15 protein-coding genes are annotated in these 25,853 nt (G+C 65.5%); all 15 read right to left on the reverse strand.

Annotated elements, in window-relative coordinates; translation table 11 throughout:
• Nucleotides 1–285 precede the first annotated feature (285 nt).
• From ACV22V_RS30110 to tssM, 15 genes are read right to left on the reverse strand one after another with little or no spacing between them, the layout of a single operon-like run.
• Entirely contained in the window at nucleotides 286–963 is a 678-nt protein-coding gene (locus ACV22V_RS30110) for a hypothetical protein (protein WP_448016362.1), read from the reverse strand.
• 1 nt (nucleotide 964) lies between these two features.
• Nucleotides 965–5,596 carry an RHS repeat-associated core domain-containing protein gene (locus tag ACV22V_RS30115; RefSeq protein WP_448016363.1) on the reverse strand — a complete coding sequence of 1,544 codons (4,632 nt, stop codon included), beginning with the start codon at nucleotides 5,594–5,596 and terminating at the stop codon, nucleotides 965–967.
• A 21-nt stretch (nucleotides 5,597–5,617) separates the two neighbouring features.
• Nucleotides 5,618–6,883, reverse strand: coding sequence for a hypothetical protein (locus ACV22V_RS30120; protein ID WP_448016364.1), 1,266 nt, complete (start codon nucleotides 6,881–6,883; stop codon nucleotides 5,618–5,620).
• A 15-nt stretch (nucleotides 6,884–6,898) separates the two neighbouring features.
• On the reverse strand, nucleotides 6,899–9,103 hold the full coding sequence (tssI, locus tag ACV22V_RS30125) for a type VI secretion system tip protein TssI/VgrG (protein WP_448016366.1): 2,205 nt from the start codon (nucleotides 9,101–9,103) through the stop codon (nucleotides 6,899–6,901).
• Nucleotides 9,100–11,772 (reverse strand): type VI secretion system ATPase TssH, encoded by a 2,673-nt coding sequence (gene tssH / locus ACV22V_RS30130; protein WP_448016367.1) that lies wholly within the window; start codon nucleotides 11,770–11,772, stop codon nucleotides 9,100–9,102. Before tssH ends, tssI begins: the two co-directional genes overlap by 4 nt.
• Nucleotides 11,773–11,784: 12 nt before the next feature.
• Nucleotides 11,785–12,909 (reverse strand): type VI secretion system baseplate subunit TssG, encoded by a 1,125-nt coding sequence (tssG, locus tag ACV22V_RS30135; protein ID WP_448016368.1) that lies wholly within the window; start codon nucleotides 12,907–12,909, stop codon nucleotides 11,785–11,787.
• A complete protein-coding gene (gene tssF / locus ACV22V_RS30140; protein WP_448016369.1) occupies nucleotides 12,906–14,777 on the reverse strand; it encodes a type VI secretion system baseplate subunit TssF in 1,872 nt (623 codons plus the stop codon). Before tssF ends, tssG begins: the two co-directional genes overlap by 4 nt.
• A gap of 4 nt (nucleotides 14,778–14,781) precedes the next feature.
• Nucleotides 14,782–15,330 carry a type VI secretion system baseplate subunit TssE gene (tssE, locus tag ACV22V_RS30145; protein ID WP_448016370.1) on the reverse strand — a complete coding sequence of 183 codons (549 nt, stop codon included), beginning with the start codon at nucleotides 15,328–15,330 and terminating at the stop codon, nucleotides 14,782–14,784.
• A gap of 16 nt (nucleotides 15,331–15,346) precedes the next feature.
• Complete coding sequence (locus ACV22V_RS30150) at nucleotides 15,347–15,838, reverse strand: Hcp family type VI secretion system effector (protein WP_059525502.1); 492 nt, start codon at nucleotides 15,836–15,838, stop codon at nucleotides 15,347–15,349.
• A gap of 59 nt (nucleotides 15,839–15,897) precedes the next feature.
• Nucleotides 15,898–17,415 carry a type VI secretion system contractile sheath large subunit gene (gene tssC / locus ACV22V_RS30155; protein ID WP_448016372.1) on the reverse strand — a complete coding sequence of 506 codons (1,518 nt, stop codon included), beginning with the start codon at nucleotides 17,413–17,415 and terminating at the stop codon, nucleotides 15,898–15,900.
• The gene (tssB, locus tag ACV22V_RS30160; RefSeq protein WP_059525499.1) at nucleotides 17,408–17,962 is read right to left on the reverse strand and encodes a type VI secretion system contractile sheath small subunit; all 555 of its coding nucleotides are present in this window, start codon (nucleotides 17,960–17,962) and stop codon (nucleotides 17,408–17,410) included. Before tssB ends, tssC begins: the two co-directional genes overlap by 8 nt.
• A gap of 59 nt (nucleotides 17,963–18,021) precedes the next feature.
• A complete protein-coding gene (gene tssA / locus ACV22V_RS30165) occupies nucleotides 18,022–19,146 on the reverse strand; it encodes a type VI secretion system protein TssA (protein ID WP_448016374.1) in 1,125 nt (374 codons plus the stop codon).
• Nucleotides 19,133–21,487 carry a protein kinase domain-containing protein gene (locus ACV22V_RS30170; protein ID WP_448016376.1) on the reverse strand — a complete coding sequence of 785 codons (2,355 nt, stop codon included), beginning with the start codon at nucleotides 21,485–21,487 and terminating at the stop codon, nucleotides 19,133–19,135. Before ACV22V_RS30170 ends, tssA begins: the two co-directional genes overlap by 14 nt.
• Nucleotides 21,488–21,545: 58 nt before the next feature.
• A complete protein-coding gene (gene tagF / locus ACV22V_RS30175; RefSeq protein WP_156437139.1) occupies nucleotides 21,546–22,241 on the reverse strand; it encodes a type VI secretion system-associated protein TagF in 696 nt (231 codons plus the stop codon).
• Nucleotides 22,223–25,852 carry a type VI secretion system membrane subunit TssM gene (gene tssM, locus ACV22V_RS30180; protein ID WP_448016377.1) on the reverse strand — a complete coding sequence of 1,210 codons (3,630 nt, stop codon included), beginning with the start codon at nucleotides 25,850–25,852 and terminating at the stop codon, nucleotides 22,223–22,225. The genes tagF and tssM overlap by 19 nt, the downstream gene beginning before the upstream one ends.
• Between the last annotated feature and the right edge of the window lies 1 nt (nucleotide 25,853).

The following is a 25,853-nucleotide window of genomic DNA, read 5'->3' on the forward strand; positions in this document are numbered from 1 at the left end:
GTTCTTCGTCGGCGAATTATTCACGCCGGTTGTTGTCGCGACGAAGCTGGACATTTGCTCTTGCAGCTCGAACTGGATCACATCGGCCATCACCGTTGGCTGTACATCGAAGATCTGCCCTGCATCCTGATGCTGCAGCGACTGGACCGGCGTGCGGTTCACGCTTTGGTAGCTGATGAGCGTTGCGGACGGTCCCTGCCTTGAGAGTGAACGTCGGTCGCCTCGCAGATCATGATCGCTACAGCCAGGCTATCAGGGCCAAACCGTTGCTCAAGAATTAACTACTCATACAGCACCTTTTGATGCCCAAATTGTGCTTTCGCCTGATTTTATTGTTTTTAGTGTTCCATCGGTGTCGTAGTAAAAATCATAATTTGATTGTGCTGAGGCGCCAGTCGTCCATAGGTGAACGGATTTTATTAGGCCAAGGTCATTGCGATAATATAGATATATGCTTTTTGCTTCATTTCTGCCGATTGTAATGGCGGCTTGCGTATTTTTGTCCAGATAAAATATTGAGCTAAGGCTAATGAGTTTTGCTGGCTTTAAAATGTTAAAATTTGAGTCGATATAGTGATAACCATGGACAATTGTCACTTCTCCATTTGACCTGTTAAATCTGGATGTGTTGATGGGGCTATTTTGTGGTTTTGATGGAGCTACTGTTATTAAGTGTTGATTGTCAGAAAATCCAGAGCTATACGCGCCATGAAGTCGTGCCTCGAAAAAATTCGGGTATTTCTTCTTTAACAATTTCCCGCTCGAGAAACCCATGAGCTCCATCTGATATGGAGGCTCGTCAAAAACGGGGCCAGTAGAATATCTCCAGTCATCTACTGTTGAAAGTGTAATGCGGCATTCTTCCATGAGAGCCAAATCATTGCCATTGGCATTATATTTTTCCTGAATTTCTGCTGATTTCATCTGGATGAAATCTATGTTCATGATGTCAGTCGTTGCCATGCTATCCTCCGCAACCTTTAAATGTATCTCTCCAAGAGCCCGCCTCCATTCTTCGACCGATGCCCTCGAGAATCGCAGAAATATCGAGCCCCTTCTTCTCCGCATTACTTAATATGCGGTGCAGGAATTTCTGTTGTTTTGGGCCATGGAGATGATCGCCTCCATGGTAAGCGCCTGTCGCTCGCGCAAGAGATCTATTGGGTGTTCCACTGTTATATGCGGGGTGAGATGGCACCGAAACCTGGGTGGCTGCAGTTCCCCAAAGTCGCGCCCCATTCTCCGCTGCATCTATGTCAACACCATTTCGATCTAATATCTCTCGATTGAGCCTCGAGTATTTTGATTTTCCACTATTTTCCTCGACTATATGGTGCGGCGTTTGCCCGGCAGCAACAACTCGCCCCGCGGCCGCCAAATTTCTGGCTAGTTTGTCAGCCGTTAACCCAAGCGGATCGATCCATCCCATTATGTTGGGTGAAAATTGATAGGGATTGATGCCACTGTATAGGCCAATCGGATCTTGTGAGATAAAGCAATCTACTTGCGGATCAAAATAACGGTATCGATTGTAATGCAATCCGATTTCTTCGTCGTGATATTGCCCTTGCAATCTGATCGGCTGGCCGACAAATTTGGAGTTGGGATATGCAATTTTCTCTGTTGAGTTGCACTCCCAAACTACGTTCCCGCTGGCATCGTGCATGCGTAATGGTGCTCCATTCCGATCGTTCTGGTGGAAATACATCGTCGACGTGAAGTAAATCGGCTGCTCAGTTATATTCGCCGACATTCCACTTGGCGCTACTTGACTATGTACAACCCCCAGTGGCTCGAACGTTTCTGGATAATAGATCCACTCACACAGGTGGTCGATGGTGGCGCGCGATCCACCGCACTGATCTATTTCGAGGTCAGCGATGGCCTTTTCGCCTTCAGCACTGCTGTGCTCCCCTAGAAGCGTATTGCCATCCCAGAAAAATCGGGTGATACGCGAAGGCGCTCCGGCGGCCGTTGTACCTGCATATACGATCTTGCGAACTCGCCGCTGGAACGGATCATACTCATACTGTGCGTAGATATGGCTTTGGTCACTACCAGTTGACATCGCAGTTCTTCGAACTGCCACTGTTTCCACCAGTTGCCCAAACGCATCCCAACTCAGTGTTAGATCCTGCCTAGACTCCTGCCGACGCGTTAAATTTCCTGCGCGGTCATATGAGTAATAGCAGCCATCATATTCACCTTCGCGCACCCATGTATTAGACTGGAGTACATCGACTGCACCAATCGGGCGACGCTCGCGGATACGGGTTTTTAGCAGGTCACCGGCAGGATCACGGAGGAATCGACGCAGCTGTCCAGTAGGATCGATGCGCGCAGTGACCCGGCCCATGGGATCGTAAAGGAAGCGCTCCGTACCTAGATGTGAATCGCGCTTTTCAATCAGTTCGCCGTTCGCGTCATACGCATATTCACTCGCAAACAGCACACCGGTATTCGCCAGCACAGTTTGCTGCGAGGCGAGTTGACCACTTGCCTCATATGATAGCTCTCGACGCAAATCTGCATTCAATTGCTCGACGCACACCTGCCCGATTGTATTGCGCTCAAGCATGATCGGCATGGCATCGTCTATCTTGATCGACGTCGCGGCATCCAGCACGTCGTATTGGTAGCGCACTGTGTGCTCGACGACGCCGCTGCCTACGATGAGCCGCGTCCTGCGTTCTGTCCTGTTTCCGGCAGCGTCATAATCGTTTTCAATCGTGAAGTCGTTACCCTGCCGTTCCACGATCACTCGGCCGTCCACGTTATAGCGAAACTCAACGCGGCAAGATGGGTTCTCAGCGAGTACGAGATCACCGTGTCGGTCGTACTCAAACCGATCGATGTGCTCGGCGGCCGCATGCGCCGCTATGGGTGTTCGCCGTTCCGTCAGTCGGCCGAGCCGATCGTATTGGTATTGGATCGTTCGCCCGAGCGGATCGATACTGTCGAGCAATTCGTCCGTCGCGCCATACCGATAACGTCGCGTTTGTCCCCAGTAGTCAGTCTCTCCAATGATGCGCCCCAACGCGTCCCGATCTAACGAGTACAACTCGTCGCGTTCGTTGACGACGCCGATCAACTGCTCCTCAGTGTTGTACTGATATTCGATCGAAGTACCATCCGGCGCAATGCGTCGAGTGACCTGCCCAAGCGCAGAATAAGCCATCTGTGTCACGTGGCCCATCGCATCGCGATATTGAATCAGATTCCCATCCGGGTCGTACATGCAATGCACGTCGCACCCGCCCAGTTCGATAGCTCGTATCAGGTTACCGTTGCGGTCGCACTCGTAGCGACTCGTCCGCCCAAGCGCATCGACAGCCTCGACGACATTTCCACGCGCATCGTATTGGTACTGCGTGCGATGACCGAGTGCATCTGTCAGCGCAGCCAGATTGCCATGCTGATCATATTCCAGAAGCGTCAATGCACCCCGCGGCCCTTTGTACTCGACAGGCTGCCCGTAGATGTCATACGCGTAGCGTGACGTCGCCCCCGATGGGGTGATCCGTGTAAGCAAATTGCCGTGCCCATCCCACTCGTAGCGCCACTGCCTTCCGCCTGGTAACGTCACGCAGACGGGCCAGTGATCTGCATTGCATTCCGTGCGGATCGTGCTGTTATCGGGCAGTGTCTGCGTGATGAGATTGCCATACTGATCGTAGGCCCAAGCGGTCGTGTGGCCGGCGGGATCGATTTTTGCGGTCGTTCGCCCCTGCGCGTCGTACCGGAAGCCGGTTACGCCGCCGAGCGGATTGATTTCGGCCACGGGCATGACGCGTTCATTCAATTGTATTACCGACATATGTCCGCGTGAATCGACAATGCGCGTCTCCATTCGCTCGCGATCGTATCCGAAGTGATAGTCTAATAGTCCGCCGTTACCCCACGCATGATCTACGCGCCAAACACCGTCAGAACCGACACTGTGATGGTAGTAGAACGATACGCCTCGTGCGCTCGTGTGGCTCACCATCCGGTGATTGTTTTCATAGTCGAAACGGTGTGGTTGCGCCATCGCGTCAACGGAGGCGCGCAAGTTCCGTTCGTCATCGTGCTCATACGTGACCAGCGGATGAGCTTGGCTCTCGCCATCGAGAAGCGTCAAGCCGATCACCAGATTCACATTACCCTGACTGCTCGCATCGGCATGTGCAAAGTCTCGTAGGTCGCACTTGATTACGCGTTGTGTCGCCCCGCCGCACGTCCATTCCACAATATGCGTGACGAACCCATGTTCATCTCGCTCAAACAACCATGCGTTCTCGTTGAGGTCGGAAATACGTTCGACATACAACGTCAATCGAGCGTTGTCTTGCAGGGCCGCGATCATCTGCACCCACTGCCGCGAGAACGAAAATCTATACTCGACGCTCTCTCGCGTACGCAACACTAATTGACTGTCTTGTCTGTACAGAGCATATCCATACTGCCAGTCATACACGCGTGCCGACCATCCCTCTGATGTGGGTAGCGTATCGAATGCAGTTGTGTGGTCCTGAAAATAGGCTACCGTGCCCGTCTTGCCGTCGTGCCGCGTCAGTTCCAATCGAATGTCAGCCGGCGTCTGCCAACCGACACCGACTGCTCCATCATGAACGTTGTGACTCGTGTAATGCCTGTCCCATACGAGCGGCAACCGCCCTGCCACCGTGAAATCCCGCTGCTGAACGACAACCTCCCCCGTCGTAACATCCACCGGTTCAGCCTTCAACACATTGCACCGCAAGAACCCCGACTTCAATTTCAGCTTATCCGCCAGCGCTTTCGCCCACTTCGATCCCTGAAACGCCTTGAACAACCCCTTCGCCGCCGCAGCCATGTTCATGATCGGCGGCCCGCCTACCAACACCGGCCGCCCTGCCGGAATCGGCAACATCACCGAACTCGGCATCGACGGATAAGTCCGATCGGTATGCGCGCTGTTATGCGGCGGCGGCTCCATTCCGACCGACCAGCAACTCAACGCCTCCAGCGCCATGTACGACATCGGATCGTTGTTGGCGAGCACCGTCTTGCTGCCCATGAACGATTCCCCGTCGTTCGACGGTTCAACTTTGTCAGGCGGAGCAAACGATTCTCCAAGCGGGAAATGCAACCCCGGTACGTGATAAGCATGCGTCCCGGCCGTGGCCCGCATCATCCCGTTCACAAAAATCGGCCTGCCGCTGCTTCCCCCCGACCCGACGTTCGAACCAAGATCATCGCTTATGCGGTTCTTGATCTTGTTGGCCTCTTTCGCCAGCCGGATCCCCTCAGCGACAGTGGGGTCGTCCTTGAAGTCCGGCAGCTTGCCGCCACCCATCAAGTCATTGACCTGCTGGTTCGCCTCATCGGCCAGATGCGCCAGCTTCTCCACATCTTCGGGATGATCTTCGATGTATTCGGTCACCTTCTCCTGCACGATCATCATTGCAATGCAGCCGACCACGGCCTTTGCCGCTTGAACGTACTCACGCAGATCGAGCATGAACCCGACATGAGGGTGCGGCAGGAACACCGGCGGTGTCCCAGGAGTAACCAGCACCGAATGAACGTCGACGCCGACGACTGGATCGAGATGCTTGACGGCCGGAAGTGCCACGATTTCAGCCCTCGTTCGCGCTCAGCGCCCACCACGCAACGCCGCGACTTTCTCGCTCAACGCGTTGCGTCGCCGGTCACGCACATCCAGCTGCGACACCATCCATTCGACGACCATCGGCAGATTGCTGTTCGCCCGCATCGGCTCGTCGATCATCAATCCCGCATCGAGCGCATTGAATCCCGCCTCCAGCGCATGTTCGCGCTCCCCTGCGCGCGCCCAGCACACGGCGCTCATCCGCCACGCCTCGACCGTCATCAGTCCATCCTTCGCCGCCGTGGTCGACGCGACCGCACGCTCGTAGCAATAAGCCGAGTGCGCATAGTCCTTATGCGTCAAATGCACGCTCGCCTCGCCGAACAATCCGTTCGCGACGAGCTTGTGTCCGGCCGGATGCCCAGCCTCAACCGCGCGCATGCCGCTGCTGGCGGCGCTCTGGTAAGCCTCGATCGCCCGCTCCCGATCCCGCCACTTCAGATACGCGGCACCCGCAATCAGATGCACGACGACGCATTGATCAAACCACTGCTCGCGCTCAGCAACATTCAGTGCCGCCGCGCGCAATTCCTCCAGCCGAGCAGGATTACCGCCTTCGATCATCTCGGTCAGCATCACGAAATGCCGTCGAAATTCACCGCTCGGCCCGCGCTCGCCCGACTCCGCCAGCAATTCGCGCGGAACGCTCGCCATCGAATACTTGCCATGTACGACGCGCACCGCCGCGCGATGCCGTTGCACCAACGCAGCAAACGGCGCGATATCGATACGAGGCACAACAAAACGAACGCGCTCGCCAAGCTGCGGCGCGACCGCCATGACCGACAACAAGCCATCCATCCACTGCACCCAAGCCGCTTCATCCCGCACTTTCGTCGGTTCCAGTACGAACACCATCGCCGGAAAAACGTCCGGATGGTGCTGCATCAGGCTGTCGGCAACCGCGAACAGATACAGCAACGGATCCTTGTCATCGTCGTACGGCGCTTGCCAATCGGCCCGCACACCGTGCGCTTCGGATCCTTCACGCCGGCTGTCATAGAACGCAATGAGTTCGTTCGTCAGCGCCTTCGCATACCCCGCTTCATTGACGAACGATGCCCGCATCGTCCTGACCGCACACGACGTCTCGTCCTGAACCTGGAAATACAGCCGCACGAGCTCCGCATCCGTCTCGTCGGTCTGCCAGATCATCAAGCGCGCGTCGCGTTCCTTCGCGAAACTCATCCAGTCGGTGTGCGCGTCCATGAACCTGCGCTCCACGGGGTTGGTCGGCTGCCAGTTCTGCATTCGTGCGCGCCTCCGTCACGGATTCAGTTTCAGGACGGCGCCTTCGACCGTGTGCTCGGCAGTCGCCGACGACGTCACCGTCTTGCCGTTTACGATGTGGCTGTTGGTGCCGGTCGATGTGACGTTAACACCCTGGATCGTGATCGTTCCGTCGCGCTTCATCACGATGCTCGAATTCCCGCAGACGAGCGAAAGCTGATCGCCGGCGTTGACGGTCACCTGATGCTGCACGTTCGTCGTATGGTTCGCGCCGACGTTGACGGTGTGTTCGCCGCCGACCGTGTGCGTATGGGCTTGGGCGATCGTGGAGGTCCGCGTACCGATCTCCTCGGTATGCGCCGACGCAACCAGTGTCTTCATGTCGTGCGACGTCGTCTGATACATCTGGCCGACGCTCAGTGTCTTTGCTTCGCCGATCGTTTCGGTTTTGCCATGCGTGACTGTTTCAGTGTGGCTGCCACCAATGGTCGCTTCGCGATCCGACGCGATCGTCACGGTCTCCTTCTTCCCGACCGTTCGCGTCCGGTTTCCGCCCACCCCATGCGTCTCATCAACCCCGATCTGCGCGACCCGGTTCTTGCCGATATTCACCGTCTCGTTCTGCCCCACACTCCGTTGCCGGTTGTTCTTCACCTGCATCGTTTCGTCGTTCCCGACGGTATGCGTATGGTTGTTCCCGACGGAAAGTGTGTGATCGGCCTCCGTCTCCGCATCGAAATTCCTTTCCGCATGCATCCACAGCTGCTCGGCGCCCTTCTTGTCCTCGAACCGGAATGCGTTGGCATGGTCGGTCGTCCCGCCCGGTGACGACCGCGATAACAATCCGCTCTGCGTCGCACTGCCCGGCAACCCCCACGGCGGCATCTTCTCGCCGTTGTACACACGCCCCGTCACAATCGGCTCATCCGGATCGCCGTTGAGAAAATCGACGACAACCTCATCGCCGACACGCGGAATCTGCACGCCACCAAACCCACCGCCGGCCCAAGGACTCGACACTCGCACCCAGCATGACGAATCCTGATTGCTCTGCCCGTATCGGTCCCACCGGAACTGCAACTTCACCCGCCCATACTGATCGGTCCAGATTTCCTCCCCCGGCGGCCCGACCACGGTAGCCGTCTGCGGCCCGTTCGTCCGCGGCCGCGGCGTTTCACGCGGCGATCGATAAGGCAGGCTCGATGGCTGCACGAGCATCATCGTCTGATGCACCACAGCCTCCGCGCCCTGATCGCTTGCATACGCGTTCTCCTGGAAACGGTACCGACACCGCACGATCAGGTACTCGCGGTTCTGATCGGCACGCGGGCAATGCGCAAGCGTGAACAGATAGCCCGGCGCGGCGCCGCGCACGTCGGTATCAGCACTCGCCCGCTCATGTTCGGCCTGCTGCTCCTCGAGCCGCACGCGGCTGTAATGCGCACCAGGCGCATCGTCGCGATACCCGCCCGGCCATTCGAACGACGCAAAACTGTCGTGATCATGCCCACGCGGATCGACCTTCTGCGCGGAAAGATCCGCACGCGGCTTCGTATAGTCGTAGTCGGTGGTCTGATGCTTGCCGACGCTCACTTCCTGCGCGGGCAGCCAGCCGTCGATGTGCTCCTCGTCGGCGATCGCGGTGCGATCCTGCGCGATGTACGGGATCGTTTCGTAGCCGGGCAACGCGACGTGCGACGACATCGCGTCGCACAGCACGAGCGTGTGATTGTCGGCCGCGTGCCGGAAATAAAAATAGATGCCCTCGAACTCCATCAATCGCATCACGAACGCGGCGTCGGTCTCGTTGTATTGCACGCAGAACTCACGCGGCACGTACGCATCGGTCAGCTTGTTTTCGATGGGGAAGCCGTAAGGCGCGAGCACCTCCTGCACGATGTCGGGCACGGTGCGATTCTGGAAGATCCGGCAATCGGAGCGACGCGTCGCGAGCCACAGCCACGGCCGCACGACGAGTTCGTAACCGTAGTGCCGCTCGGCACGCCGGCCGACCAGCGTCGCGCGCGCGACGATGCCGTTCAGGTAGCGCATTGACAGGTCCTGCTGCTCGATCCGCACGGTCACGGGCTTGCCGAGCATGTCCTTCAGCGACAGGCTGTGGCTGTCAGCCAGCGCCTCGATCCGGAATTCGAACAGGCGGCCGAGTTCGTCGCTGCCGTCGAGCGTGTGGAACTTCAGGTCGTCGCCGTGCGGGCTGTCGAGTGTGAATACGCGATTCACGTCGTTCCCTCCTCGTCGAACCGGTAAGCGAATTCGCCGCCGGCGGCGCTCACCTCGATCGACGTCAGCGCGCGACCTTCGAGCGTGGCTTCGAGGATCGCGCGGCCGATCCGCGGCATCACGGTATGCGTGAGGATCGCGTCGACCATGCGGCCGCCGGATTCGATCGTCCTGCAGCGCGCGACGATCAGCGCGGTCGCCGAATCGGTGCAGCGCAGCCGGATCCCGTGATGTTGGTCGATCCGCTTCTCGAAGCGCCGCAACTGCAACTCGACGATGCGCGCGAGCGTTGCATCGGTCAGCGGGTAGTACGGCACGACGGTCAGCCGGCCGAGCAGCGCGGCGGGGAACACGTCGAGCAGCGGCGCGCGCAGCGCATCGGCAAGCGTCTGCATGTCGGGCAGGCGCTCGGGGTCGCGGCACAGCTGCATCACGCGATCGGCGCCGACGTTCGACGTCAGCAAAATCACGGTATGCCGGAAATCGATGTCGCGCCCTTCGCCATCTTCCATCCAGCCCTTGTCGAACACCTGGAAGAAGATCTCGTGCACGTCGCGATGCGCCTTCTCGATCTCGTCGAGCAGCACGACGCTGTACGGCCGCCGCCGCACGGCCTCGGTGAGCACCCCGCCCTGCCCGTAGCCGACGTAGCCGGGCGGCGCGCCCTTCAGCGTCGATACCGTGTGCGCCTCCTGGAATTCGCTCATGTTGATCGTGATCGCGTTGCGCTCGCCGCCGTACAACGTGTCGGCCAGCGCGAGTGCGGTCTCGGTCTTGCCGACGCCGGACGGCCCGCACAGCAGGAACACGCCGTGCGGTTTGGTCGGGTCGTCGAGCTTCGCACGTGCGGTCTGAATCCGTTCGGCGATCAGTTCGACCGCATGGTGCTGGCCGACGACGCGTTCGCCGAGCGTCTCGGCGAGCTTGAGCACGGCCTGCGTCTCGTCGCGCACCATCCGGCCGAGCGGGATGCCGGTCCAGTCGGCGACGACGGCGGCGACCGCATGCGTGTCGACGGCGGGCAGCACGAGCGGTGCGTCGCCCTGCATCTCGGCGAGCGCCTGCTGCGCGGCAGCGAGGCGCGACAGGACATCGGCGCGTGCGTCGTCGGTGAGCGCGCGCGACGGTGCGTCATCGAGCAGCGCGGCGCGCGATTCGACGATCGAGGCCAATGCGTCGCGCTCGGCTTGCCAGCGCGTATCGAGCCGATCGAGCTCCGTCTGCACGGCGGCAAGCTCGGCATCGATCGCATCGCGCCGCGCGGTGTCGCCGCTGCCGAGCGCGCACTCGCGCGCGATCCGTTCCCGCTCGACGCGCAGGCCGTCGATGCGTCGGCGCGCATCCTCGATCGGCGCGGGCACCGCGTGCTGGCTGACGGCGACGCGCGCGCAGGCCGTGTCGAGCAGGCTGATCGCCTTGTCCGGCAACTGCCGCGCGGGAATATACCGATGCGACAACGTCACGGCGGCCTGCAGCGCATCGTCGAGCACCAGCACGCGGTGGTGGGCTTCGAGCTTCGCGGCGAGGCCGCGCAGCATCGTCACGGCGGCGGCCTCCTCGGGTTCGAGCACGTGGACGAGCTGGAAGCGCCGCGTCAGCGCGGGATCCTTCTCGATGTACTGCTTGTACTCGGACCAGGTGGTCGCGCCGATGGTGCGCAGCAGGCCGCGCGCGAGCGCCGGTTTCAGCAGGTTCGCGGCGTCGCCGGTGCCGGCCGCCCCGCCCGCGCCGACGAGCGTATGGACTTCGTCGACGAAGAGGATCGTCGGCCGCTCGGACGACATCGCTTCGTCGATCACGCCGCGCAGGCGGCTCTCGAATTCGCCCTTCACGCTCGCGCCGGCCTGCAGCAGCCCGATGTCGAGCAGGTACAGCGCGACGTCTCGCAGAGACGGCGGCACGTCGCCGGCGGCGATGCGCAGCGCGAAGCCTTCCGCGACGGCGGTCTTGCCGACGCCGGCCTCGCCGACCAGCAGCGGGTTGTTCTGCCGGCGCCGCAGCAGGATGTCGACGATCTGGCGGATCTCGGCGTCGCGCCCGACGACGGGGTCGATCTCGCCTGCCCGCGCACGGGCGGTCAGGTCGACGGCGAAGCGCGCCAGGGCCGCGCCTTCCGCGGCTGGCGCACCGCGCATCGCGGCGTCGCCGGAGCCGGCGCCCGAGCCCGGATCGGCACGCGCAGTCGGTTGCGCCTCGGGCGAACCGTCGACGATCGATGCGAGTTCGTCGGCGAGCACGTCGGGCACGATGCGCTCGAACTCGCGTGCGATCGCGTACAACACGTTGCGCAACTGCGGCGTCTTCAGGATCGCGAGCAACAGGACCGCGCCGCGAATCCGCGTCGCGTCGTATTTCAAGGTCGCATAGACCCACGCGCGCTCGACCGCGTCGTCGATGTGCACGGACAGGTCCGACACCGATCCCGCGCCACGCGGCAGCCGATCGAGCGACGCGACGAGCCCGCGCTCGATCGCGGCCTCGTCGATCTCGAACCGGCGCAGCACGCGCTGCAGGTCGCCGTCGGGCCGCTGCAGGATCTGCTTGAGCCAGTGCGCGAGCTCCACGTACGGATTGCCCCGCAGCCGGCAGAATCCGGTCGCCTGCTCGAGCGTTTCGTAGAGGAGCGGGTTGAGCTTTCCGAACAGGTTGACGCGGCCGATATCGGACATGACGGTTCCCGTTTAGGCGGTTTCGCGATGAGGGACGGCGCCGGTGCGCGGCGGCCCGCCACGGCGCGCGTCGTAACGGACGACGAGATCGCGGGCGGGCCCCGCGTCGAGCCGCTGCCCGAGCCACGCGGTACGGCCGAGGCCCTGCGGCGCGCCGAGCGCGATCGCGGGCACCGCGTCGGCCGCCAGTTCGAGCTGGACGTCCCAGTCGAACTCGATGCCGACGTATTCGCGCACCCAGTGCGCGAGCTGCCGCGCGTGCGGGCCGCCCGGCAGGAAGCGCCGGTACGCGTCGAGCGACAGCGGCCCGAGCACGATCCGGAAATGGGACTGCGCGTCGCGCACCGCGATGCCGAGCGCGACGCCGCCGACGCGCAGGGTCGGCCGCGTCGCACGGATCACGCAGCGCTGCGAGCGCTCGATCGCGACCCAGCGCGGCACGTGCTCGACGATGCGCGCGTCGACGCCGAAATGGCTGCTCAGGATCTGCACGAGCCCTTCCGGGTTGCGCGTGTGCCGTACGAGATGACCCGCGTGGAAATAAAGCGCATGCGGCGCGAGCGTGTCGGCGGCCGTGCGTTCCGCATCGGCCTGCGCGGCCGGCCGGTCGTCATGCGCGGCGCGCCCGATGAGGCTCGCGACATACGCGTCGAACCGTGCGCGCCCGGGACGATCGAGGCTCGCCGTCGGTTGCGCGTCGGCCCATGCGCGGTAGAACAGCAGGATCAGCCGGTGATGAAACAGGTCCGCGAATGCGGCGAACGTCGGGTCGTCGTGCTGGGCCGCGCGCTCGTGCGCGTATTCGGTCAGGTGGGTCGGCAGCGGACCGTTCGGTCCGAACAACCCGAAACCGTGGATCGCGATGCGCGGCCGCGTGGCGCCGCCGTCCCCATCGTATGCGCCGGCCACCATCGACGCCGCGAACGCGAGCGACGGCTGTTGCCCGAGCCGCACCGGTTCGTCGCGCGGCCGCGCGGCATGGCCGAGCGGTGCGCGGCCGGACGACAACGCATCGAGCCAGCGCAACGCCTGGAACAGGTCGTAACCATGCGGCGCGGCGCGCAATCGCGCCCACCACGCATCGCGGCGGGCGGATTCGACGGCCGATCGAGCGCCGGGTGGCGTGCCGTGCTTCATATCGCGGGCCGCCGGCCGATGCGCGCGGGCCAGTGCGCGAGCGTGCCGCGCTGCACGCTGGTCAGCACGCATTCGGCGAACGCATTGATCGAAACATGCCGCGCGAAGAACTGTTCGAGCACCGCGCCGAGCAGGAACGGGCTGTCGCCGGAAAACGCATGATCGTCGACGGTCACGTCGACCTGCACGCCGCGTCCGAACATCAGCGGGCCGAGCGCCGGCAGCCGCCGGAACACCGGCGAGAACGCGACGCGCCGCACGCCGTCGATCTGCCGGCGCATCGCGGCATCGGCCGGGTCGGCGTGCAGGCCGAGCAGCTCGCGTAGCGCATGTGCACCCTCGTCGTCGTCGAGATCGGTCAGCGTTTGCCGGGCGAGCCCGAGATGACGGACGAGCCGCCAGGCCGTCTGCGCGTCGGCGATCGGCGGGCGCGGGCGCGACGGGCCGCGAATCGCGACGATGCGCTCGACGGGCGCCGAAATGCGCAGCGTGAACGCGTTCGCATCGCCCGGCGGCAGCAGCAGCGCGAGGTCGCGGTTCGTGCACAGCGTGTCGACGGACAGATAGCGCATCGTCTCGTCGTACGGCGCGCACTGGCTGTCGACGAGCGACACGTAGGTTTCGCTGCCGACGTAGCCGGTGCGCGTGCCGTTCGCGCGTGCCTGCGCGGACACCAGCCGAGGCTCGCGCCGTACCGTGTAGTACGCGCCGTAGTTGCCGTCGTCGCGCGCGAACGACGCATGAAACGGCCGGAATTCGCGCGACTGGCCATCGTCGCGCTGCTCGCTCGCAAGCCGCTGCACGGCATAGACCTCGTGATCGAGCGGCCGGCTGCGGTCGACGACGACATGATGCTCGCGCGCGCCCGGCTGCAACAGGATCCGGTCGCCGCGACGTGCGAACAGGTTCACGGCCGGTGTGCAGTTCAGCGCCAGATGCCGCGCATCGACGGCCGCTTCGAGCGCGGCGTCGTGGCGATCGAACAGCACGGTCAGCTCGCATTCGTCGCCGGTGGCGCGCGCGAGCGCGGCGCGCAGCCCGCCGATACTGAAGAACAGGAAGCGCGCCGGAAACGCGAAATACTCGCGCAGCAGCCGGTAGCCGTGGAAACTGCGCCCGTCGTCGGGCAGGATCGCCTGCGCCGGATCGAAGCCCTCATGGACGATCGCATCGGCGTCGAGCGTATGCAGCCAGCGCGGCGGCTGCCCCGGGTCGTGGCAGACAGCGCCGAGCGCATGCGCGGCGATCAGTTCGAGCAGGTGCAGCGCGTCGCGTTCCGGGCCCGCGAGATGAAAGGTCAGCCGCTCGAGCGGCAGTTGCGACAGCCTGGTGCCGCCACGCGCCTTGAGCCGGATGCGCAGCGCGCCGCGCACGTCCTGGCGTGCAGGCACGGCGCCGCGCGGCAGCCACGACGGCGCGCCGGTGACGGCCGCATCGGTCAGCTCGAGCGGCCACAGCGTCAGGTCGTGCGCGGTACGGAATTCACATGCGGTCTGCTCGGACGCGGCGGGTCGCGCGCGCAGCGCGGTGCCGGCCGGCAGCCGCCAGCCCTGTGCGAGGCTGCCTTCGTTGAGCATCGGCGCGAACCGCACGATCGCCATCGACGGCAATGGCGCGAGATAGCCCGGATACACCGCGTCCAGCAGCGCCTGCGTGAAGTGCGGAAACTCGGCGTCCATCTTCAGCTGCACGCGCGCGGTGAGGAAACTGAAGCCTTCTAGCAGCCGTTCGACGTACGGATCGGGCGGCCCGGATTCGGTGAGCCGCAGTCGTGCGGCGACCTTCGGAAATTGCTGCGCGAATTCGTCGCCGAGCTCGCGCAGGTACGCGAGTTCGCGGTTGTAGTAGTCGAGCAGGCGCGTATCCATCGTGTCAGTTTCCCGCCACCGACCGCAGCGACATCGCACCCGTCTCGAGATCGAGGTCGGAGCGCAGCACGAATTCGACCGGATGCGGGATCGACCACAGCGTGCCGCGAATCTCGAACAGCAGCACGTTGTGACGCCGTTCGCCGGCGCGCCCGTCCGATGCATCGGCGACGCTGCGGACCTCGACGCTGTCCGGCGCGATGCGTGGCTCGAAGCGCACGATCGCGTCGCGGATCGACGCCTCGACCGACATCCGCTCGACGCCCGACATCGGCTTGCCGACGAGCGGCCGCATCCCGTAGTTGAGCACCGAGGCCTGCGCGTGCGCGAATGCGGCCCAGTCGACGAAGCCGTCCTCGGCATTGCGCGTATTGAGCAGCCACGCGAGATCGCGCAGCACGGCCGCACGCAGGCGCTCGGCGCCGATCCCTTGCGTGCCGGGCGGATCGGCCGTGCGCTGCGGCGCGTCGTCGGTCAGCCGGTCGAGCAGCGCGGGCTGCAGCCGGTCGCGCACTCCGGCGTGCCGGCCGGCGCGGGCTTGCGGGTCGTCCATCGTCATCGCTCCGCCGTCACATCTCGGTGTTTTCCTTGATGTTCCAGCCGACCGACACCTCGGCGCCCTTGCCGCCGTTGTCGTTCTGCTGCCAGTACTGCTTCTTCACCTTCGCGGCCTGGAAGCCGTAGTGCATCATCAGCCGGTCGGCCGCGTCGCCGGGGTCGATGCCCGCGACCTGCGCGGACGTGACGAGCACTTCCTGCAGCGTCACGCGCATGAACTCGACCTGCGTGCCGCCGGTCTTGCACGCGGAGATCTCGACCTTCGGCAAGTGCTTGCCGCTCGCGCAGTTCTTGACGATTGCCGGCGCGCCCTTGTCCATGTACGCGGCCACGACGAGATCGTTGAAACTCGCCTTGCCCGCGTTGCCGCCGCTGCCGCTCGCCATCGCGCCCGGCTGGCTCGCGCCCCACGTGAACGATTCGATGTCGGTCCAGCCCTTGTGCTGCGCGTCCGCCGATTCGCCGGTCACGCCGTCCACCTTCATAAACATTGCCACGCCCATTGCCGTCTCCGTTTCGGTGCGAAATCACGTTGAATGCCGTATCGAATGCCGCGTGCCGCTCACTCGTTCGCCGCCTTCGCCGACGGCAGCCGCGAGATGAGCCGCAGCGACACGGTGAGCCCTTCGAGCTGGTAATGCGGTCGCAGGAAAAACTTCGACGTGTAGTAGCCGGGGTTGTCCTCGACCTCGTCGACGACCACCTGCGCGGCCGCCAGCGGCTTGCGCGCCTTGGTTTCCTGGGACGAGTTCACGGGGTCGCCGTCGACGTAGTTCATGATCCAGTCGTTGAGCCAGCGCTCCATGTCGTCGCGCTCGCGGAACGAGCCGATCTTGTCGCGCACGATGCATTTCAGGTAGTGCGCGAAGCGGCAGCACGCGAACAGGTAAGGCAGGCGGCCGGACAACCGCGCGTTCGCGGTCGCGTCGGGGTCGTGATACTCGGCCGGCTGGTACAGCGACTGCGCGCCGATGAAGGCCGCGAAATCCGAGTTCTTCCGGTGCACGAACGGCATGAAGCCGTTCTTCGCGAGCTCGGCTTCGCGGCGGTCGCTGATGGCGATCTCGGTCGGGCATTTCTGGTCGACACCGCCGTCGTCGGTCGGGAACGTGTGGCTCGGCAGCCCTTCGACCGCCCCGCCCGACTCGACGCCGCGAATCGACGAGCACCAGCCGTACAACTTGAACGAGCGGTTGATGTTCGCGGCCATCGCGTAAGCCGAGTTTGCCCACGTGTAGCGGTCGTGATTCGCGGCGTCGGTGTCTTCCTCGAAGTCGAATTCGTCGACGGGATTGGTGCGCGCGCCATACGGCAGCCGCGCGAGAAAACGCGGCATCGCGAGGCCGACGTAGCGCGAATCCTCCGACTGCCGCAGGCTGCGCCAGCCCGCGTATTCGGTGTTCTGGAAGATCTTGGTGAGGTCGCGCGGATTCGACAGCTCCTGCCACGAATCCATCTGCATCAGTTCCGGCGACGCGCCCGCGATGAACGGCGCGTGCGCGGCCGCCGCGATCTTCGACAGCTCGCCGAGCATCTCGACGTCCGGCGGGCTGTGATTGAAGTAGAAGTCGCCGACGAGGCAGCCGAACGGCTCGCCGCCGAACTGCCCGTATTCCTCCTCGTAGATCTTGCGGAACAGCGGGCTCTGGTCCCATGCGACACCCTTGTAGCGCTTGAGCATCCGCGCAACCTCGTTGCGCGACGCCGGCAGAGCCTTGATCTTCAGCAGCTCGTCGGTCTCGGTGTGCGTGACGAGGTAATGCAGGCCGCGCCATGCACCTTCGAGCGTCTGGAATTCGTCGTGATGCAGGATCTGGTTGATCTGCTCGGACAGCTTCCGGTCGATTTCCGCGATGATCTGCTTCACGCTGCCGTATGCGTCGGTCGTCATGCCGACCGTATGTTCGAGCGCCTGTTGCGCGAGCGTGCGCACCGCGCGCTCGACCGATTCGCGCGCCTCGGCGGTCTTCGGCTTGAACTCCTTCTGCAGCAGCGCGGCGAACTCGCCGTGCGCGACGGCCGGCTGCGCGGCGTTGCGGGTATTGCGAGCTTCTGCGCGGGACTGGACGGGGTCATTCATCGCGGGCCTCCGGTTGGGTCGCGTCGCCGGCCTGCGCATCGGCGCGCGGTTCGCGCACGAGCGTCTTCAGCAGGTCGGGATCGTTGATCGCGCGCTCGATCAGTTGCTCGGCGCCGTGCTTGCCGTCCATGTACGACAGCAGGTTCGACAGCTCGGTGCGCGCATCCAGCAGCCGGCGCAGCGCGTCGACGTTGCGCGCGATCGCCGCCGGCGAGAAATCGTCGATCTGCTCGAACGTCATGTCGACGTTGAGCATCCCTTCGCCCGTCAGCGTGTTGGGCACCTGGAACGCGACGCGCGGCGCGACCGACTTCATCCGTTCGTCGAAGTTGTCGACGTCGATCTCGAGGAACTTGCGCTCCGGTAAATCGGGCAGCGGCTCGGCACGCTTGCCCGCCAGGTCCGCGATGACGCCCATCACGAACGGCAGCTGCACCTTGCGCTCGGCGCCGTAGGTCTCGACGTCGTACTCGATCTGCACGCGCGGCGCCCGATTGCGCGCGATGAACTTCTGTCCGCTGCCTGCCGCCTTGGTTCTGTCCGTCATCGTCCGCTCCTTCACATCGATCAGATTGCGTGTACGTCGCCGCCGCCGGGCGGCTTGCCTCATTCGCTCCGCTCGCCGCTCAGCAGGTCCAGCTTCGGCAGGCTCTCCGGAGCGAGATCCCGGATGATTTCGTAGAAGTCGAGCGCGAGCAGCCGCTGCGCACGCCGCAGCAGCAGCGGCGCCGGGTGGCTCGGCTCGTGCAGTTCGAAATAGCGGCACATCTTGTCGATGCCGAGCCGCACGTCGTCGCGGCTCGCGACCTCGGCATCGCGCCAGGCCTGCCCGTTCGGCAACGCGGCCGGCGTGGACGCGGCGTGCGCGGCGCCGGATGCAGCCGGCGCCGCCGGAATCGAACCGTCCGCCGGCCGTGCCGCGTGCATCGGCTCCGGCTCCGGCATTTCGTGCACGATCCGTTGCAACGCCTTTTCCGTGTCGCTTGCATCGGGCGACCATTCACTGCCGAGCCGGTCCGTGACGTGCGCGCGGATCGCGTCCAGCGCGCCCAGCACCGCGCGCACCGCGTCGATCGGCACGCGGCCGTCGTCGCGTGCGGTCGACAGCGCGGCGACCAGGCCGTCGCGGCTGACTGCGGCAGGGCCGCCCGCTTCGTCGCGCCCGTCGAGCGCGCGTTCGGCGTCGCGCACGCTCGGGCCGCCGTCGAACAGCGGCTGGTGCCGCGCCGCGCGCGCGCATTCGTGCGCGCCGGCGACATCGGCGAGCGCGTTCATCCGCAATGTCGGATCCGGTTCGCCATCGGCGTCGAGACGCGGATGCAGGTCGTCCCACCAGCGCCCGATCAGGCCGGCGACGACCGCGAGCCCGTCCGCGTAGCCCGGAATGCCGTGCTGCTCGGTCCAGCTGCGCGCGAGATACGCGGCGACACGCAAGTCCTTCGTCCGCTCGCCCAGCGCGAGCGCAAGGCGCTCGACCGCGCGCCAGTCGGGCGTCTCGGCCGGAATCACGGTGTCGCCGTATTGCTGCTCGGCGCGCGGTGTCGCCCGCTCCTGAAGCTGCAGGAAGTCGGCGTCGTATTCGAGGTTCGGACCGCACGGGGCTTCGGGCGAGACCTCCGCCAGCAGCCGGCCGATCAGCTCGGCGCGCGGCGTCGCGGCCGGCAAACCGGGCGACGGCGAGGACAATGCGGCGGCAGCCAGCGCCGCCTGGCTGACGTCATTCGAATGCATAGTCGATGTTGACCGGTTTGCTGCCGAAGTCGATCGCCACGGTGCGGTGCAACGGCGGCAGCGAGCCGTTGCGGATCTCGATCTGATAGACGCCCGGTGTCAGCGACACCGAGCGCAGCGGGGGGCTCGCGCCACGTCGTGCGCCGTTCACGTACACGTCGCCCCACGGACGCACGTTGAAACGGACCTGGACGGTCTCCTGTTTCGGCGGGCGCTGCTCGACGGCCGGCGCGTTGATCGCGGCAACGGCCGTCGCCGCTTCCGATGGCGACGCCGGCGCGGGCACCGGTGCGGTCGACGGCGGCGCAGCGGCCTCCGACGGCGGCACGTTGACCACGCGCTCCGATGTGTCGAGGCTGCCGGCCGGCGCGATGGTCGCGCTCGAACCGGCTTGCGACGGCGTGACGCCGGCGATGTCCGTGGCGGTCGTCGCGACCTGCGGCGCGGGAATGGCCGCCCCCGCAGCGGGCGTGCTGGCCGGCGCGGCGGCCAGCGAGGGAGGCGGCACCTGCGCAGACGATCCGGCCGGCAGGCTCGACGGCGGCACGACGATCGGCGTCGGGCCGCGCTGCGCGAGCATCGCGTCCGACGCCGCGCCCGAGGACGCAACGCCCGCCAGCGGCTGGCTTGCCCCCGCTTCCGGTTCGCCCGCGACTTTCGCGGGACGCGACAGATAGGTCGCGGCGATGCCAACGACGATCATTGCTGCCAGCGCGCCACCCACGTAGATCTTCGTGCGCCGGTTGCCCGCCGCGATGAACGATGGGCGGCGCGGCGGGTGGATCGGAGGCGATGCACCCGGCGACGGCGTGGATGTGGAGGCGCCAGCAGCGCCAGCAATTGGCACTGCCGTTCCGTTCAGGTTTCCTGTATCCGTTGCACGGCCCTGCCCGCTGTCCGCCCCGGCGCTTCCCGATCGCACGCCGGCATCCTCACGCGCTTCAGGCGTCGAAGCCGACCGCTCGTCGTTCGCCCCTTCCTTTGCACGCCCCTCATCACCTTCACGTCCGTCGGATCGCCCGGTTTTCGCGGAAGCCGACAACACCTGCGATACGGATGACGAAGCAGTTGCAGACGTGGGCGAGGCCGATGAATGCAGGGCTTGCGCAGCCGCCGTCGACGCCAAAGGCCCGCCATCGTTCGGCTTGTCGCCAGCCCCGGCGGACGCGATAGACGCCGTATCGGAAGTGCTCGTCGGGCCTTCAGGCCGCTCAGGCTGCGACGACCGCACATCCGGTGTTGCATCGCCCGATGCCGTCCCGCGCTCACCGGCCGACGTATTTCCCGTCACCGCAGCCGCCCCCGAAACACCGGAAGCCACCTTCCCTGCTCCGCCGCCCCCGGCATCGGCGGCCGGCGGCACAACGGCCGCACCATACCCGCCGCCCGTCCGGTCGAGATCGCGCAACCCGAGTTCCGCCGCGAACGCCGCGACCGACTCCGGCCGATCCGGGATCCGCAACTGCAACGCGTGATCGATCGCCGCGAGGAACGCCGGGCTGTACACCTCGCCAGCCGGCAACTCGCGCGACGCGAGCGGCCGGTACGTGTCCTTGATGCTGCGCACGACGGCCGCGGGCGGCAGTTCACCGGTGATCAACGCGTGCATCACCGCGCCGAGCGCGTAGAGATCGGTCCACGGCCCCTGGCTGAACGCGGGGTCGTCGGTGTATTGCTCGATCGGCGCGTAGCCGGGCTTGATCATCATCGCGCCGTCGTCGACGAGATCGCCGATCCGCTTGCGCGCCGCGCCGAAGTCGAGCAGGATCGCGCTGCCGTTCGGGCGGATCAGCACGTTGTCGAGCGCGACGTCCCGATGGAAGCACTGCGCGCGATGCAGCGTGTCGAGCGCGCCGAGCAGCGCGCCGACGATGTTGCGCAATTGCGTCTCGCTCATCCGCGCACCGCCGTCGAGCAGTTGCTTGAGCGTGCGCCCCTCGTAGAACGGCATCACCATGTATGCGGTGCCGTGGCTCTCCCAGAAATGCAGCACCTTCACGAGCCCCGGATGGTCGAATTGCGCGAGCAGGCGCGCCTCGTTGAGGAACGCGCCGCGTCCCGCGTCGAACGCCTGGGCGAACCGCTCGGAGCGCAGCGACACGGTGTAGTCGCCGCCGCGCGTCGCGAGCATCGACGGCATGTATTCCTTGATCGCGACCGCGCGCCGCAACGTGCGGTCGAACGCGCGATAGACGATGCCGAAACCGCCGATGCCCAGCACCTCGTCGAGCTGCAGCTCGCCCAGGCGATGACCGAGCGGCAGCGGCCGCACCGTGAATTCGGGCGCGTCGCCGCGGGTCGCCGTGTCGTGCTCGTTGTCTCTCGATGAAGGGTCCTTCATGTCTACCTCGCGATACCGCATCCGTATTGCCTGCATTGCCTGCCGCCGACCGGCACCGTCAGCTACCGCCGAACAGCGTCAGGAACAGCGCGTTGTCGGGTGCACCCGTATGCGCATGCGTGCGCAGCGGCGAGCCGTCGGCGCGATTGGTCCACCAGAAGCTCGTCCCGCCATGGGGATCGAAATAACCGGACAGCCCGGGCCACGCGGCGAGCGCCGGTCGTTCGGGCAGCGTTGCCGGCATCCCGTCGACGACTTCCGCCGGCGGCCCGCCGCCCGGCGCGAGCCGCACGCGGTCGAGCGTCTCTTCGAGGTCGACCGGCGCGCGCGCATGACGGATCGCATCGAGCAGCGCATGGCCGATCTGCCAGTAGAACGCGTCGGCGGCGTCCGGCAGTCCGTTCCAGTAATCGGCCGCCGGCATCGGCAGCGTGACGATCACCGGGTAGTAACGCCCGACGCGGTCGCAGCTCGGCGCGAGACAACCTGCCTGCACGCACGACGCGCCGGCGCCCGCCGGCACCAGGAAATTCCAGACCGGCGCGACCGTGTAGTGGCGCGCGATCTCGTCCGGACCGCGCTGGCGCATCGCGGCCATCCCCTGCTGAAGCCAGCGTTCCCACCACTGTGCGAGTGCATGCGGCAGCCGGCTGTTCACGAAGTCGCCGGCGCCGGGAATCTTTCCGTACCAGGCCGGGGCGTCGCCGTCGGCGCGCGTGAGCGGCGGCAGGCGGCTCATTGCTTCGGAGGGCATGTAAAGGACTCCATCTGGGGCAGCCTGAACGGATTGCGGACACTGCCCGCATTCACCTGCAGCACGAGCGGTTTGCCGTCGACGGTGAAGCGCGCGACCATCTGGTCCGACCCGCGCCCGGCCGACACGGCCGCGCGGTCGAACAGCCGGTGCAGCGCCCATGGCCCGTTGGTCGTGAAGCCGTCGGTCGCGCCGGCCTGCCCCGACGCCTGCAGGCGCACCTGGTTGCTGCCGCGCGTGCCCGGCCAGTCCACCGCGCTCTGCACGAGCGGGCCGTGCGCATAACGGACGATCTGGCCGTCGACGTCGAGCACCATTTCCGTGAGCGACGGGTCCATTTCGAGCGGCTGGATCTGCATCTTCAGTTGCGCCGTGCGTGCACCGCCGCCGAAATACACGTCGCGGATCACCGCGGCCTTCTCGAACGACGAAAGCATCGCGGCGGCCGCCGGATCGGCGTCCGCATTGCGGTTCGCGAAACGCCACGGGTGCGACGTCGTATCGACGATCGACTGCAGGTTCTTCTGGAAGAAGTCGTCCATCAGGCCGCCCGGCGCGAACATCTGCGCGAAATCCGCCGGTGCGACGTCGCGCGACGATCCGCGCGCGAACGGATAGCGGCCCGCGATCGCCTGCCGGCAGAAATCGCCGACGTTCGCGCCGGCCCGCTGCGCGACGCTGCGCTGCTCGACGGTCGCGACGCTGCCGTTCGCGACGTTCGACAGGTCGTCGAGCACTTCACGGAACGGCGTGGGCAGCCGACCGGCCTGCGCGCGCAGCCGCGCGGGCGCGTCGGACGGCGGCGGCTGCGCGCCGCTGCGCAGCGCATCGTCGGTGGCCGTCAGGTACGTATAGAGCGCGTCGATCGACTTCAGCACCGCGTCGAACGCCTGCGCCTGGTCGCCGCTGCCCGGCGCGAACGCGCGCAGCCCGGCGAAGTGGCTGTCGACCACCTGCTCGGGGCTCGCGGGCGCCGCGGCTGACGGATTCGCGTCGCTCGCGCCCTGCCCCGCGAAGATCTGCGACAGCGAGCTGCGCGCCTCGTCGACCTTGTCCTGCGCGCGCGACGCGAGATTGCGCGCGCCGCCCGGCGCATCGCCGAGCGCCGTGTCGCGCGCGAGCGCGATCATCAGCCGGGTGAGCGGCGAATCCGCCGACGACAGCGCGCGCGCGACCTGGATGCTCTGCGCGAGCGTCGCCGTGCGCTGCAGCTTGATGTCGGCGAGATAGTCGTCCCAGATCTTCAGATAATCGTTCAGGTACAACTGGCGGATGTCGCGCGCCCATGCGGCGGCGTCGTTCGGCCCGGGGATCTCGGACAGCCCGAGATTCAGCACCCACACCTCCTCGCGCCCGTATGCGTCGACCTCGCCCGCGAGGCGCGGCGCGAACACGTTCCGATAGCCGTTGCGCGTATACAGGCCCGGCACGCCTTCCGACAGCGGCTTGCCGCTCTGGCGGCGGAACACGAGCGACGCGTCGGGCCCCACCGCGCGCGCGACGCTGAAATCGAACGCGGACGTCGCCGGCCGCAGCGTGCGCGTGAGCTGGCGATACAGCCGCTGCGAGAACGGCACTTGCCGCAGCCGGTCGCGCACGTCGGCCACGAGCCGCTCGTTCATTGGATACGGCGACACGGCCACCCGGTTGCCGAACAGCGCGGCGAGATGCGCGCGCAGCGCCGAGCGTTCGGCCGGCGAGAAATCGGGCGGCAGCGAGCGCTCCATTTCCAGGTCGACGACGGCCTGCACGAACGCGGGATCGTAATGCGCGCTGTCGTACAGCATCAGGTAGGCCTTCAGCGCCGCATACGCGTAGTCGGTTTCGTCCGGCCGCGCATCGCTCAGCGCGGCCTCCATCCGGCGCGCGGCGATCGGCAGCAGCACGTCGTCGAGCGCGCGCCGGTACACGGCGTCGACGGCCTCGTCGATCTTCTCGCCCTGAAACAGCCCCCAGCGGTACGCGAGCGGCGGATGCGAGCGGTCGACGCCGCCGGCATTCGCGAGCCCGCCGAGCGCATCGAGCACCGGCAGCAGCCGCGCGATGTCGGCCGCATCCGAGAACTTCGCGCCGGCGATCTGCGCATCCACGGCGGGCACCTGCTGCGCGATCCGGTCGAGATACGCGCGATTGTTCGCATAGCTGCGCAGCCAGGCGGCCAGCACGACCACGCTCGCGAGCGCGAGGAGCGCATAGCCGGCGATCTGCAACACGCGCCGCTTCTGATGCCAGCGCAGGTCGCTGCCGGCGAGCGCGGCTTCGCGGAAGATGTGCTCCTGCAGCAGCGACTTCAAGAAGAAGCTGCGTCCGGTCGAGCCGACCTGGGCAACCGGCGGCACGCCCTCGATCTTCAGGAAGCGCTTGATGCCGCTCATCACGCGGTCGAACGCGGTGCCTTCCTGCGTGCCGCTCGTCAGGTACACGCCGCGCAGCATCGGCATCGGCTCGAAGCTCGACACGGAAAAGACTTCGGCGACGAATTGGCCGAGCATGTCCTGCAAGTCGGCGACCTGCTGCGGCAGCAGATACGCCATCTCGCGCTGGCGCGCGTCGGTCTGTGTCGCGAGCAGCTCGGGCAGCCCGTCGTTCAGCCGCTGGTGCAGCAGCCGGTATTCGCGGTCGAAGGCGGCGCGCAGGTCGAAGCCCGGCGCCTCGCTTTGCGCGAGCGGGAACGTGAAACCCCACACCTGCGCGCATTCCGCGCGGCCGAAGCCGCCGAAATACTCGGCGAAGCCGGCCAGCAGGTCGGCCTTCGTCACGAGCAGGTAGACGGGAAACCGGATGCCGAGCTGCGCCCGCAGCTCGAGCAGCCGCTTGCGCAGCACCATCGCGTGCTGCGTGCGCTCGGCTTCCGACGCGCCGACCAGGTCGGCGACGCTGATCGTCAGCATCGCGCCGTTCAGCGGCTGGCGCGTGCGGTACTTCTTCAGCAGCTCGACGAAGCCTTTCCACTCGGCTTCGTCGAGTGCGCGGTTGCCTTCATGGGTCGTGTAGCGGCCGGCCGTGTCGATCAGCACCGCGTCGTTCGTGAACCACCAGTCGCAGTGCCGGGTGCCGCCCACGCCGCGAATCGCGGCACGGCCGAACTGCTCGGCAAGCGGAAAACTGAGCCCGGAATTGACGAGCGCGGTCGTCTTGCCCGAGCCCGGCGCACCGATGAACACGTACCACGGCAACTGGTACAGATACTGGCGCGACATCCGGTCGAACCAGCGCGCCAGCCCCTTGCGCGCGGTGTCCGCCTGCCCGAAGCGGACCTTCTTCAGCAGCGCCGCGGCCTCGTCGAAGCGGCTGCGCAGCTCGTCGAGCTGGGCCTTGGCCGGATCGTCGGCGTTCGCCGGCCCGGGCGCGGCCTCGCGCAACTGGTTCAGCAACTGCACGTTCAGGCGGCTTGCGTGCCAGCTTCGCCACGCCACGCGTGCGCCCCACGCGGCGAACAGCACCGCGATCGTCGCCGCGCGCGCCCAGCCGCTCTCGAGCGGGCGGATCTCGGCGAACGCGAACAGCGGCCCGGCGAGCCACACGAAACACGCGAGCACGACGAGACCGGCGAAGGTCCAGATCTCCCGCGACGGCAACGGCCGGACGAAACGCGCGACAGCCTGGTTCATG

Source organism: Burkholderia sp. AW33-5 (genome assembly GCF_053427615.1).